14 protein-coding genes are annotated in these 12,988 nt (G+C 38.2%); 12 read left to right on the top strand and 2 right to left on the bottom strand.

Features of this window, described 5'->3' with window-relative positions:
- The first annotated feature begins 2 nt into the window (after positions 1-2).
- From GQR87_RS19100 to GQR87_RS19155, 12 genes are all read left to right on the top strand, one after another.
- Positions 3-968, top strand: a complete 966-nt coding sequence (locus GQR87_RS19100) for a KpsF/GutQ family sugar-phosphate isomerase (protein WP_158972154.1) — start codon at positions 3-5, stop codon at positions 966-968.
- A complete protein-coding gene (gene kdsC, locus GQR87_RS19105) occupies positions 968-1,522 on the top strand; it encodes a 3-deoxy-manno-octulosonate-8-phosphatase KdsC (protein WP_158972156.1) in 555 nt (184 codons plus the stop codon). The genes GQR87_RS19100 and kdsC overlap by 1 nt, the downstream gene beginning before the upstream one ends.
- Positions 1,519-2,085: an LPS export ABC transporter periplasmic protein LptC gene (gene lptC, locus GQR87_RS19110; protein ID WP_158972158.1), complete on the top strand. Its 567-nt coding sequence runs from the start codon at positions 1,519-1,521 to the stop codon at positions 2,083-2,085. The genes kdsC and lptC overlap by 4 nt, the downstream gene beginning before the upstream one ends.
- Complete coding sequence (gene lptA, locus GQR87_RS19115; protein ID WP_158972160.1) at positions 2,048-2,596, top strand: lipopolysaccharide transport periplasmic protein LptA; 549 nt, start codon at positions 2,048-2,050, stop codon at positions 2,594-2,596. Before lptC ends, lptA begins: the two co-directional genes overlap by 38 nt.
- Positions 2,596-3,321, top strand: coding sequence for an LPS export ABC transporter ATP-binding protein (lptB, locus tag GQR87_RS19120; RefSeq protein WP_158972162.1), 726 nt, complete (start codon positions 2,596-2,598; stop codon positions 3,319-3,321). Before lptA ends, lptB begins: the two co-directional genes overlap by 1 nt.
- 65 nt (positions 3,322-3,386) lie before the next feature.
- Complete coding sequence (locus GQR87_RS19125) at positions 3,387-4,874, top strand: RNA polymerase factor sigma-54 (protein WP_158972164.1); 1,488 nt, start codon at positions 3,387-3,389, stop codon at positions 4,872-4,874.
- Between the two features lie 25 nt (positions 4,875-4,899).
- Positions 4,900-5,187, top strand: coding sequence for a ribosome hibernation promoting factor (hpf, locus tag GQR87_RS19130; protein ID WP_158972166.1), 288 nt, complete (start codon positions 4,900-4,902; stop codon positions 5,185-5,187).
- A 15-nt stretch (positions 5,188-5,202) separates the two neighbouring features.
- Positions 5,203-5,646, top strand: coding sequence for a PTS IIA-like nitrogen regulatory protein PtsN (ptsN, locus tag GQR87_RS19135; RefSeq protein ID WP_158972168.1), 444 nt, complete (start codon positions 5,203-5,205; stop codon positions 5,644-5,646).
- Positions 5,647-6,492 carry an RNase adapter RapZ gene (rapZ, locus tag GQR87_RS19140; protein WP_158972170.1) on the top strand — a complete coding sequence of 282 codons (846 nt, stop codon included), beginning with the start codon at positions 5,647-5,649 and terminating at the stop codon, positions 6,490-6,492.
- A 3-nt stretch (positions 6,493-6,495) separates the two neighbouring features.
- A complete protein-coding gene (locus GQR87_RS19145) occupies positions 6,496-6,771 on the top strand; it encodes an HPr family phosphocarrier protein (protein ID WP_158972172.1) in 276 nt (91 codons plus the stop codon).
- A gap of 190 nt (positions 6,772-6,961) precedes the next feature.
- A complete protein-coding gene (mgtE, locus tag GQR87_RS19150; protein WP_158972174.1) occupies positions 6,962-8,317 on the top strand; it encodes a magnesium transporter in 1,356 nt (451 codons plus the stop codon).
- Positions 8,318-8,319: 2 nt separating this feature from the next.
- Positions 8,320-9,192, top strand: a complete 873-nt coding sequence (locus tag GQR87_RS19155) for a DMT family transporter (protein ID WP_199271648.1) — start codon at positions 8,320-8,322, stop codon at positions 9,190-9,192.
- Here GQR87_RS19155 and GQR87_RS19160 read toward each other — a convergent pair whose 3' ends face one another.
- Positions 9,193-9,987: a sialate O-acetylesterase gene (locus GQR87_RS19160; RefSeq protein ID WP_158972176.1), complete on the bottom strand. Its 795-nt coding sequence runs from the start codon at positions 9,985-9,987 to the stop codon at positions 9,193-9,195.
- Between the two features lie 1,833 nt (positions 9,988-11,820).
- Entirely contained in the window at positions 11,821-12,987 is a 1,167-nt protein-coding gene (galK, locus tag GQR87_RS19165; protein ID WP_158972178.1) for a galactokinase, read from the bottom strand.
- Position 12,988: the final 1 nt, after the last annotated feature.

Raw genomic sequence — 12,988 nt, forward strand, 5'->3', positions numbered from 1 at the left:
CTATGAGCGAATTTATTAAATCAGCCTTAAGAGTATTAACCATAGAACAGCAGGCGATTGAGAAGTTAACTCAATATATCGATCATTCTTTCGAACAAGCCTGCCAGCTTATTTTATCCTGCAAAGGAAAAGTCATAGTTTGTGGCATGGGTAAGTCTGGGCATATTGGTCATAAAATATCGGCCACATTAGCCAGTACTGGCACACCAGCATTTTTCATGCACCCAGCGGAAGCTAATCATGGTGATTTAGGAATGTTGACCGAACAAGACATTTTATTAGCCATTTCCAATTCTGGTGAAACAGCTGAGTTATTAGCACTCATTCCTGTAGTTAAACGTTTAGGTGTACCTATTATTGCCATGACCTCAAATGCCAAATCCACATTAGGTCAATATGCCAATATAAATTTATGTATAAAAGTGGACAAAGAAGCCTGTTCATTAGGATTAGCCCCCACTTCAAGTACCACTGCCACACTAGTGATGGGTGATGCCTTAGCTGTTGCCTTACTAGATGAAAGAGGTTTTACCTCAGAAGACTTTGCTCTGTCACATCCTGGTGGGTCTTTAGGTAAAAAATTACTATTATCCCTTGCTGATATCATGGTTAAAGGAGAAGCTTTACCCTTAGTCACTCCTGAACACACTTTACGTCAGGCATTAGTCGAAATATCTCATAAAGCGCTTGGTATGACTGGAATTGTCGAGCAATCAGGTCAATTAGTCGGTATATTTACCGATGGTGATTTACGTCGAGTATTGGATGACAAAATTGACGTACACCACACAACAATCAAACAAATAATGACCCAAAATAGTATAACCGCCTCCCCTGAAATGCTCGCGGCTGAGGTATTAAAATTGATGCAACAGCATAAAATTAATTCTTTATTCGTCACGGATGCGGCTAACAAACCTATTGGCGCAATCAATATGCAAATATTACTTCAAGCAGGAATTATTTAATGACTTCAATTGATACTCCATATGGCCCAATCAACAGTGCTTTATTGCAAAGATTAAAAAAAATTAAATTACTGGCCTGTGATGTTGACGGTGTTTTTTCTGACGGCAGAATATACATGGGTCAAGATGGAGAAGAACTAAAAGCCTTTCACACAAAAGATGGCTACGGAATAAAAGCCATACAAAAAATGGGTATAGAAGTAGCGATTATTACCGGACGCAGTTCGAATATGGTCGAAACAAGAATGACTTCTCTAGGGGTAAAACATATTTTACAAGGCTGTGAAAACAAACGCCCAGCCCTCGAAAAACTACAAGCCGAGCTTGGTCTAAATACTAACTCAACGGCTGCGATTGGTGATGATATGCCCGATATAGGAATGTTCCAACTTTCCGCATTAAATGTGTGTGTACAAGATGGACATCCAGTTGTAGCCAATAGTGCCCATTATGTTACCCGGACAAAAGGTGGATTTGGCGCTGTACGAGAATTGTGCGATTTAATTTTACTGGCCAATAACCAGCTGCAATTAATTCACGGCTCTAGTGTATGAATAGAGTCACTGTCTGTATCGGCTTATTGTTTATTCTCGCATTAGCTTTAAGCCTACCCGGCTGGTTACAAAAAGAAGAAATAATCCCCATTTCACAAACAGAAGAAGCTTGGATCCCAAATTATCAAGCCAAAAAAATGCGTAGCACTCTTTACGATAAAACCGGTAAAATCAATCATCAAGTTTTTGCAGAATATATGGAAAACTATGATTTATTAGGATTTACCCTCTTTAAGCAGCCTGAATATTTGCTATTTTCTCAAACCGAACATCCTTGGCAAGTCAATGCACAAGAAGGCACCTTATACGAAGACCAACGTTTACAATTCGAGAACGATGTCGAAATCAAGAGCTTAAATAAAGATGGTTATGTTCAAACCATACGTACCAGTTTTGTAGAAATAAATTTAATTGACAAAACCATGACCTCAGATCAGGCTGTAGAAATTATCGGTCCAAACTATGTCATTAACAGCAACGGCTTTACCGTTAGCCTTGAAACCCAAAAATACGAGTTACTAGATCATGTTAAAACCGTTTACCAGCCATCTTCTCAAGACTAAGTTAGTTCTTGCAATTTTAGTGTCGACATCAGCATTTGCCGGCAAGGAAGACTTTACTCAAACCATCAAAGTTGCCTCTAATTATCAAGAAGGTGATGGCATTAATAAGCAAGCTATATATCGTGGTAATGTTCAAATTAGCCAAGGCAGCCTTGTCGTGACCGCCGATGAAGTCAAAGTAGATGCCAGCCAAGGTGAGGGAAATGAAATATTCATTGCCACAGGCAATCCAGCAGAATATTCTCAGCAGCAGGAAGATGGTAGTAAAGTTACCGCCAAAGCTAAAGAAATCATGTACAGAAGAGATACTCGCTCTTTATCACTTAAAGGTGATGCACAAATCGAACAAAACTCCAGCAGTGTGAAAGGTAATTCGATTATGTTCAACATGGAGCTTGAACAAATCATTGCTCAAGGCAATAATCAAGAAAGTGGTCGGGTTATTACAATTTTCCAACCCGAATCTAAAAACAAAGTTAACAGCGTCAAACAACAGGGATCAAAACCTTAATGGCCGTATTAAAAGCCTCTCATTTAGCCAAGTCTTATAAATCACGACAAGTTGTTAGAGATGTCAGCTTAGAGGTATCCACAGGACAAATTGTTGGCTTGTTAGGGCCAAATGGTGCCGGAAAAACCACAACCTTTTATATGATTGTTGGCTTAGTCCCCCTTGATAAGGGTGAAATATATATTGATCAACAAGCTTTAACTTTACAACCCATGCATGTCCGAGCCCGACAAGGTATCGGTTATTTACCACAAGAAGCCTCTATTTTTAGAAAGCTCACTGTTTATCAGAATTTAATGGCTATATTGCAAACTCGCAAAGAGCTATCCAAAGAACAAAGAGAACAACAGGCTGACTCATTATTGGATGAGTTTAACATTAACCATATTCGCAACAGCTTAGGCATGAGCCTTTCTGGTGGAGAACGCCGCCGTGTAGAAATTGCTCGGGCACTGGCAGCAGATCCTGAGTTTATTCTACTTGACGAACCATTTGCAGGGGTCGACCCTATTTCAGTAAATGATATAAAAAAAATAATTCAACATTTACGAGACCGAGGGATAGGTGTATTAATTACTGACCATAACGTACGTGAAACCTTAGATGTATGCGAAAAAGCTTATATAGTAAGTCACGGTGAACTCATTGCATCTGGTACCTCAGAAGAAGTTTTAAGTGATCAACGTGTAAGAGATGTATACCTTGGTGAGCAATTCAGGCTATAGTTAGCCATAAATTGACTCGGCTGATATCAACAACGAATTAAACATAAATTAAACATAAGAAGTAAATGAAACCCTCTTTACAGTTAAAATTTAGCCAACAACTCACAATGACACCTCAGTTGCAGCAAGCGATTAAGCTCCTGCAACTGTCTACACTTGACTTACAAACAGAGATCCAAGAGGCACTTGATTCAAACCCTCTATTGGAAGTAGACGAGCAATTTGATAGTGCTGGTGATAAAGCTTTAGAAACCAATCATGATGCCAATGGCGCAAATGACGCTTCAGAGGTCAATGTCGACAATATTGACTCAGGCGATGCTTTACAAAACAACGATATTCCAGAAGACTTACCATTAGATAGCACTTGGGATGAATATTTAAGTGCTTCATCTGCCCCAGCGCCTTCACCTGTTAGCAGTTCTGGCCCGTCACATGATGACGACCAAATTTTCCAAGGTGAGACCACTGACAATATTCAAGACCATTTACTTTGGCAAGTGCGCCTGACCCATTTCAGCGATAACGATCAAGCCATAGCTATCGCCATTATTGATTCTATTGATGAAGGTGGTTATTTAACCATCAGCACAGAAGAAGTATTGGCCAGCATGGACGATGAAGAAATTGAGTTAGATGAAGTAGAAGTGGTACTTAAACGTATTCAAATGCTCGATCCAATCGGCTCTGGCGCCAGAAGCGCACAAGAATGCCTACTGATTCAATTAAAACAGTTTGCAGCTGAAACTCCATGGCTAGCAGAAGCCAAAATGTTAATTACCGACTATTGTGATCTGATTGGTAGTAAAGATTATCGTACCTTAATGCGTAAAACTCGTCTAAAAGAAGAAGAGTTACGAGAAGCCATGCGTTTACTACAAACGCTCAACCCTCGTCCGGGTACGGCTATCGTTACTGGAGAACCAGAATACGTTATTCCAGATGTATCGGTAAGCAAAAAAAATGGTCGCTGGGCCGTTGAACTTAACCCAGACAGTTTGCCAAAGCTGAACGTAAATCAGCAATATGCAGCCATGAGTAAAAGTGTCAAAAACAGTTCTGATAGCCAATTTATTCGTTCTCATTTACAAGAAGCCAAATGGTTTATTAAAAGTGTTGAGAGTCGGAACGAAACCTTATTAAAAGTATCTAATTGTATAGTACAACAACAAATGGGATTTTTTGAACACGGTCCCGAAATGATGAAACCTATGGTGTTAAATGATGTGGCAGAAATGGTGGACATGCACGAATCGACTATTTCACGAGTAACCACGCAAAAGTATATGCATACACCTAGAGGTATTTTTGAACTTAAATATTTTTTCTCAAGCCATGTAGCAACAGATGCGGGCGGAGAATGTTCATCAACAGCCATTAGAGCGTTGATCAAAAAGCTGGTCGCAGCTGAAAAGCCAAGTAAACCTTTAAGCGACAGCAAAATTGCACAATTGTTGGCCGACCAAGGTATACAAGTGGCCAGGCGAACAATAGCAAAATACCGGGAATCATTATTGATACCCCCGTCTAACCAACGTAAGAGCCTATTATAGGCGAATTTTAGAAGGAAGAGGCGATATGCAAATTAACCTTACTGGTCATCATGTAGATATTACAGATTCTTTGAGAGACTATGTCGACACTAAATTCACCAAGTTAGAACGACATTTTGATCATATCAACAATGTGCACGTAATTTTAAATGTAGAAAAGCTTAGTCAAAAAGCCGAAGCTACATTACACCTCAGTGGAACGGAGGTGTTCGCAACATCTGAGCATGCAGATATGTATGCAGCAATAGATGGCTTAATCGATAAACTTGATAGACAAGTGATTAGGCATAAGGAAAAAGTCAAACGCCATTAACTATAGAATCCCATAATGGAAATTAAAGACATTCTTCACCCTGACTGCACTTTATGTGCAGTTCAGGGCACTAGTAAAAAAAGAGTACTTGAACTCATTAGCCAAACGGCGTCTCAAGTGATTAGCAACATAGATCAAGCAACCATACTGGCCAGTTTAACCGGCAGAGAAAAAATGGGTAGCACTGGGATTGGCAATGGTATCGCCCTCCCCCATGGTAGATTAAAAGATCTAGAAAATGTCTTAGCCATAGTGGTCACCAGTGAAACACCTATTCCCTATGATGCTATTGACAATCAACCTGTAGATATTTTTATTGCTATTTTAGTGCCAGAAGAAAAAGCATCCGAACACTTAGGTACTTTATCTGCGATTGCCCAAAAATTAACGAACAAAGATACATTACATAGAATTCGCAGTGCAAAAACTAATCAAGAACTATTTGAGGTTATGAGCTAAATGAAACTCATCATTATCAGCGGACGATCAGGCTCAGGTAAATCTGTAGTATTACGAGCATTGGAAGATCTCGGTTACTATTGTGTAGACAATATCCCAGTTAACTTGTTGCCCACTCTGACCCACACAGTGGTAGATGAATACGATCAAGTGGCAGTAAGTATCGACGTAAGAAACTTACCGAAAGACACTAACGAGCTAGTGGAAATTCTCGATTATTTACCTTCTACATGGAATCTAACCATACTTTATCTAGATGCCAGTGATGATATTTTGATTAAACGTTTTAGTGAAACTAGACGTTTACACCCACTGTCTAAACAAAATAAATCGTTGTCTGATGCGATCCAAGCTGAAAGTAAATTATTAGCCCCTATTGCCGAACGGGCTGACCTTTATTTAGATACCGATCAGTTATCAGTTCACCAATTAGCTGAAATAGTACGTGAAAGGATTTTGGGTAAAAAAAGTTCTAGATTAGTATTAGTGTTTGAATCATTTGGTTTTAAATATGGCATTCCCAAAGACGCAGATTACGTATTTGACGCCCGCTTTTTACCTAACCCGCACTGGGAGCCAGATCTCAAACAATTAACAGGTCTCGACAGTCCTGTACAAATATTCTTAGGTTCACAACCTATAGTGACTAAATTTATTTGGCAAATTCAAAATTTAATTTCTACTTGGTTACCCCACTTAGAAAGAAACAATCGTAGTTACGTGACCATAGCAATAGGCTGTACAGGCGGCCAACATAGATCTGTCTATGTCACCGAAATCCTAGCTAAAACGTTTAGTGACTCACATCCAGATGTACAAATTCGCCACCGCGAACTAAATAGGTAAACTATGCCAAGGATTGAAAAAACACTGCTTATTGTCAATAAGCTAGGGTTGCACGCCCGAGCAGCAACACAATTAGTAAAATTAACCACTCAATTTGATGCTGAAATCACCTTATATCAAGGCGATAAACAAGCCTCTGCCAATAGTGTGTTAGGCCTAATGATGTTAGAAAGCCACCAAGGTGAAGAAGTTAAAGTCGTCAGTGAAGGCAAAGATGCCCAAGCAGCCTTGGACGCGGTAGAAAGCCTGATTGTTGATAAGTTTAATGAGGAAGAATAAGAATCTTTAATGTGCTTCGCACACCAAGCATGACTTCGTCACTTATAAGCTGCGCATACTTTTGCTTTTTAACAAAAACTTCAGAAAATTTGTACTGACCTACAGCCGACTATCGATTAAACTATGGGCGTGTATCCAATGCGCTATCATCATTTCATCTTTCTATTAATTGGGTAAATATTTGTAATTCATGCCAGAGACCTTCAAAACTAAAAGCACAAAAAGCCAACTTCATGCTATCGATGATGCACTAGCAGATGATAATACAGGGCTAGTAAAAGACATGCTGCAACAACTGCAGCCTTGTGACATTGCTTTGCTTTTGGAATCAAGTCGTAGCCGTAGTCGTTTAATTTTATGGCCACTAATTGAACCTGATTTATATAGTGATGTATTAGAAGAATTATCTGAAGATGTCCGTAATGGCATCATAGATACAATGTTGCCGGAGAAAATCACAGACGCCCTCGAAGAGATGGACACTGATGATTTGGTGGAAACACTCAGCACTCTACCCGAATCAGTTTCTCAGGATTTACTGGCAACCATGGACGAACAGGACAGGCAAAGAGCCGAATTAGGCTTATCTTATGGTGAGGAAACCGCTGGTTTCATCATGAATACAGATACCATTACCCTTCGTCATAAAATTAATGTTGACGTAATTCTGCGTTATCTACGGCTAAAAGGTGATATGCCTGAACATACAGATACTTTGTATGTAGTAGACAGTGAAGATAAATTAATGGGTGGTGTGGCCATTACTAGATTAATCACGGCCGCTCCTGACACCCCCGTTGAATCTTTAATTAAAGACTCGATTTCAATTCCCGTAGACATGGAAGATGGTGAAGTAGCCAATTTATTTGAACGATATAATTGGTTATCAGCACCAGTAGTCGACAAAAATAATCACTTGTTAGGCCGGATCACCATAGATGATGTGGTTGATATTATCCGTGAAGACGCCGAACACTCCATGATGAGTATGGCCGGTTTAGATGACGAAGAAGACACCTTTGCCCCCGTAGTTAAAAGTACTCAGCGACGTAGTTTATGGTTAGGCGTCAACTTATTTACTGCACTAATGGCTGCAGCAGTCAGCGATTTATTTGAAACAACACTAAGTGAATTAGCAGTATTAGCAATCCTTAATACAATCGTACCTAGTATGGGCGGTGCCGCCGGTAATCAGACCCTCACTTTAGTGATACGCGGTATGGCTTTAGGTCATGTAACGGCTCGTAATGCGAGATGGTTAATTAGTAAAGAATTAGCCATTGGTATCTTAAATGGCATCATTTGGTCGGTGTTAATTGCCACTGTAATTGCCTTATGGAAACAAGATTTTATGTTAGGTGCTGTCATTGCTTTCGCCATGATGATTAATATGGTGGCTGCAGGTTTAGCAGGGGCAAGTTTACCCATGATCATGCGTAAGTTAAACATTGACCCAGCACTAGCAGGAAGTGTTATCTTAACCACTATTACTGACGTGGTTGGCATATTTGCCTTTTTAGGTACAGCAACCTGGTTGTTATTGTAATTTTGCGCTCTCTAGATACTTTTAGTTATAGCTTAATTGCCCTATTTGCTTTTGCTGCGAATTCGGTCTTGTGCCGTTTAGCTCTAGCCGTTGAAGAAGTCGATCCCATCAGCTTTACTGCCATTAGATTGATCTCTGCGGCTGCGATTTTATTTTTTATAGTGGTCGCCAAAACACCTAGTCAATTTAATTCAATCAGGCACTATGGAAGCCGTGCTGGAGCATTTTATTTGCTCATTTACGCAGCTGGATTTTCTTTTGCTTATCTAACAGTCAGCACAGCAACAGGGGCCTTAGCTTTATTTGCCAGCGTTCAATTTACTATGTTGTTTAAAGGCTGGTTGGCCGGACATAAATTAAACCGCTACGAATTAACTGGCATATTATTATCGTTAATCGGCTTTATTTATTTTGTTTATCCTGAGTTAGAAAAACCTAGCATCATTGGCTGTTTATTGATGATTGCAGCAGGTATTGCTTGGGGGTTTTACAGTTTGATCGGAGCTAAATCCACTGAACCTCTTAAAGACACATTAGGCAACTTTGTACGTTTGCTGCCTATTTCAATATTGTGTTTAATCGCTGTCTATATATTTAATGATTCAACTATCAGCTGGCTTGGTTTAACTTACACTTTAGGCTCAGGTATTTTAGCTTCGGGCCTAGGTTATAGTCTTTGGTATCATGTATTACCAAGCCTAAAACCCAGTGTTGCAGCAGTTAGTCAACTATCTGTTCCCATTTGGGCTGCACTGGGTGGCGTATTATTTGTTAATGAAGCCATAGGCTGGCATTTAACCCTATCTAGTGGGTTAATTTTAGGTGGAATCTGCATAGTATTGTTAACTCGCACTAATCCCCCTAAAAAGCAGTAATCATTGAATTTTCATCATTTTTTTAGCGTAACCTTCACCTAATAAGAGCATACTATCATTATCAAAATGCCACCTGTCCATGGCTGTAAGGTTTTTTGCACTGACAAAATCAGTAAACTTTAATTGCTTTGGAAGCTGTGCAATTTGTTGATTAATTAACTCTGTTTGATTAATTTGCCCTGCAACAAAAGGTAATTCGGGTAGATTCAAATCGGCTCTTAAATTATTCACTAAGCTGACTAACTTATTAAGGTAGTCAGTGTCTTCAAAGTCCGTCTCTCCTTGATGCCATAATATTCCTTTTAAGGTACCTGTTTGTTGAGCTTGTCTGACTCGTTGAAGTGCTTGTTGATAAAAATGTTTATCTGGCTGCCATTCGCTAATACTAGAACCGCCTTTAGCATTCACTACTAGGCCAATTTTAACTTGCGGTTGACGCTTAGATAAATCTTGTAACAGGGTATTTGCGAAAGAGTAACCCACACCTAATTTCTGCATCACTAAATTTTTACGAATACTAGAATATCGATTTAATGGATTTGTTGCTAATTGCCACTGCCCTTTAGCATCTAGTAATAAAGTATTTTCAAGCACATTATATTGCTCAGCTAACAAAGGAGCTCGACCTGCCATATTAGATTGACCAATCAATAAGTACACATGTAAATCTTGTTGGTTTCCCATGTAGAGCCCTTGCTTTATGGCGACGGAATCACTTCTCTCAGTTACATTGGGGCGTATAATACAAGAACATAAAATCATACAAACCAGTAATGTCATGATATTCTTTTTCATAGATGCTTAACTTTTTAATCTAATAATTTTCAGATTAACAAAATATCTGAGCAGACACTGCTAGTTATCTTAATAAAATTGTTCTATTTGTTTTTCAGCTGCTTCATATGTTTTACCCCTTCAATTAAAAGGAAGAAATATGAATAAGGTTTTATATCTCTCATTAATTTTACTAATGGCTTGATGCGCAAAACATAATGCAGCTCTATGAGTGTTAATACCAACTCTAATAAATGTACACTCAGAGATCAGTTTTTTAGCTAGATTGGTATAAAGCCTATCAAAACAGAGCTTGGCTAGCTTAGCTAAAAGTATTTAAACATTGGGCTTCACTTTTTCTGACGATTTAATCAAGCTACAGAATGCATATTTACTGGCAATGCAAAGGCTTATCAAATAAACCACAATTATTTGTATTATTCATTGAACTAAATAGAGCAGCACAAGTCATATTTGGTGTGTTTAGTTTTGTGTGTGTTTTCCTAGTATGTTTTTAGCCCAGATATTATCTGGGCTTTTTTTTGCTCGCTATTTATACCTTTTTACAACACAGTTGAGTCTTATTGTTAGAACCCTCTACAAAAAAATTAAGCGTTTTTGACTATTTGCCCGAATTTATTTGTATTATTTATTGAACTAAATAGAGCAGCACAAGTCATATTTGGTGTGTTTAGTTTTGTGTGTGTTTTCCTAGTATGTTTTTAGCCCAGATATTATCTGGGCTTTTTTTTACCCGTAACTTATCTCAGCTCTCAAACCAGTAAAGTATTGGAGTTTGAGCATTCTACAAACAACAAAAAACTGTATTGACTATTAGCCCGAATTTATTTGTATTATTTATTGAACTAAATAGAACAGCACAAGTCATATTTAGTGTGTTTAGTTTTATGTGTGTTTTCCTAGTATGTTTTTAGCCCAGATATTATCTGGGCTTTTTTTTGCCTAACATTCGGCATTACAATGAGCAGATAGTTGAATTATTAGGATTTTATTTTTGAATAATTGAACTAAACACACAACAGCCAGTCTGATTTTGTGTGTGTTTAGTTTTATGTGTGTTTTCCTAGTATGTTTTTAGCCCGGATATTATCTGGGCTTTTTTTTGCTTAAAGAAAAGAAAGTTGTTTTAGATGGAGAGTGCGTAAACTGTCCAATAGGTACCAACAAATCATGAACTAGAATTAAATCATATTTTATTTTTGAATAGTTGAACTAAATACAAAACTGCTAGTCCTATTTATGTGTGTTTTCCTAGTATGTTTTAGCCCAGATATTAACTGGGCTTTTTTTTGCTCGCTCTTTATACCCGTTTACAACACAGTTGAGTCTTATTGTTAGAACCCTCTACAAAAAAATTAAGCGTTTTTGACTATTAGCCCGAATTTATTTGTATTATTTATTGAACTAAATAGAACAGCACAAGTCATATTTAGTGTGTTTTCCTAGTATGTTTTTAGCCCAGATATTATCTGGGCTTTTTTTTTGCCTAACATTCGGCATTACAATGAGCAGATAGTTAAATTTATAGGATTTTATTTTTGAATAATTGAACTAAATACAAAACAGCCAGTCTGACTTTGTGTGTGTTTAGTTTTATGTGTGTTTTCCTAGTATATTTTTAGCCCAGATATTATCTGGGCTTTTTTTTGCCTAACATTCGGCATTACAATGAGCAGATAGTTAAATTTATAGGATTTTATTTTTGAATAATTGAACTAAATACAAAACAGCCAGTCTGAATTAGTGTGTTTAGTTTTATGTGTGTTTTCCTAGTATATTTTTGGCCCAGATATTATCTGGGCTTTTTTATTTAGGATTTAATTCAGAACGGGATTAAAGAACTTCACCAGCACCGTCACTAGCACTACAGATATAAATGGTTTCTTTATAACCAGTCTCAGCTTGGTATTTATCTTCAATTAACTGCTTAGCACCATCAACCATATCGTGAGGCATTAGTGCGACCATACACCCGCCAAAACCACCTCCAGTCATACGTGCACCACCTTTATCGCCTAAGTAGTCATGTAGTGTTTTCACAACAAAGTCGATAGGGGCAACGGTAATTTCAAAATCATCACGCATAGAAAAATGCGATTCAGCCATTAATGCAGATAATTTAGCGGCATCTCCAGCACGTAAGGCATCAGCGGCTAATAAAGTGCGTTCGTTTTCAGAAACAACATGGTGAGCACGTTTATATACCACTTCAGACAACTTATCTTTATTTGCTTGTAGATCAGCTAGACTAATATCACGCAACGCTTTAAGGCCAAGAACACTAGCAGCTTCTTCACACTGCTCACGACGCGTATTATATTCACTGTCGACTAAACCACGTTTAACATTTGAGTTAATGATCATCACTGATAATTCTTTCGGCATAGAAATTAACTGAGTTTCTAAAGAACGACAATCGAGTAACAATGCATTCAATTCAGAGCCACAAGAGCTAACCATTTGATCCATGATCCCACAGTTACAACCAACAAATTGGTTTTCAGCTTCTTGCCCATTTACAGCCACATCCGCTTTACTTAAGGATAAGTTATATAGCTGGCGGAAAGTTTCACCGATAGCAACTTCTAATGAAGCAGAAGAACTTAAACCTGCGCCCTGCGGCACGTTACCAGTAATTGCAATATCTGCGCCTTTTAATTGATGTCCTCTAAGTTGTAAATGTTTGATTACACCTCGAACATAATTACTCCATAATTGAGTAGGATGACTTTCAATTTTGGTATCTAGAGCAAATTCGTCTTTTTCGTTGCCATAATCAACTGCTACCACACGTACGATTTGATCTTCTCTAGGTGTAACAGCTACCAGAGTTTGGTAATCAATTGCGCAAGGTAAAACAAAACCATCATTATAATCAGTATGTTCGCCGATTAAATTAACTCTGCCTGGAGCTTGAAAATGTCGAGCTGGTGCTACACCAAAAGTATCGGTATAAACTGCATCCAATTTTGTCAGCATTGTTTGTGAAATATTAGCCATT

This window comes from Paraglaciecola sp. L3A3 (genome assembly GCF_009796765.1).
GTDB lineage: Bacteria > Pseudomonadota > Gammaproteobacteria > Enterobacterales > Alteromonadaceae > Paraglaciecola.